This is a genomic window from Polaromonas sp. P1_G2, assembly GCF_056405515.1.
The window spans coordinates 1-764 of record NZ_JBFUBY010000601.1 but is presented as its reverse complement, the minus strand read 5'-3'; the positions used below and the strand labels follow the sequence as shown (position 1 = coordinate 764).

Annotated in this window: 1 protein-coding gene; it reads right to left on the bottom strand. The window is 60.5% G+C overall.

What is annotated here, in order from left to right:
• A partial coding sequence (locus AC1D0P_RS26445; RefSeq protein WP_477679441.1) for a hypothetical protein occupies window positions 1-626 on the bottom strand: 626 nt, incomplete at its 3' end.
• Between the last annotated feature and the right edge of the window lie 138 nt (window positions 627-764).

Below are 764 nucleotides of genomic sequence, written 5' to 3'. Positions count from 1 at the left end.
ATAACCAGTATCGCCAGGCTGAACACGGCCGCGCCATAGCCTGCGACCAAGCCTGTGGCCAACGCGATCGGCGCCTGGTAACGCCAGAAAAAAATGAGCGTGACGATCGCAATGATCGCAAGAACAATAACCGGCTGCCATATCTCCGGCAGCTTACCCCCAAGGTCCTCGATCACCGGGTAGATGCCGAAGCTGCAGGCAATGGAAAAGGCCACGGTCAGCACGACGGCCGGCAATGCGAGGCGCTGCCGGCGCACGAGAATCTCCGCCAGCACAATGGCTGCCGGTATCACGGCATAGACAGTGGCGAGACCGGCAAGCCCCAACAGTACGACGACAACGCCGATGGTGATGAGGATATCATGGAAGCCGCGGATGAAGCGTGGCACCTCGCTTTCCTCGACGGCGGGCGCCGATTCCGACGCAATCGGCGTATCCAGGCCATCTGCCGATAGCGCTGCTGCTGCGACGGTGTCGCCGATCCGCACTCCGCGCCCGAGCAGGAATTCGGCAAGCCGGCCGAGTTGGTCGCGCCCGATCAGCCCTTCATTCGCCGCCGCATCCAGGACAGGCAAAAGCGTGGCCTTGCGCCTTTCCCAATCGCCGAGATCATATTTCTCTTGCATCGCCCCTCCTGAAGTGATCTGCGAAGCAAAAAAGAGATTTTGGGAGGACGATGCAAGCAAAATGTCCGAAATCCGTTATTGGTACGAGGATCTGACGCCCGGGCGTGTCTTTGATCTCGGCTCCCGCACCGTCACCGC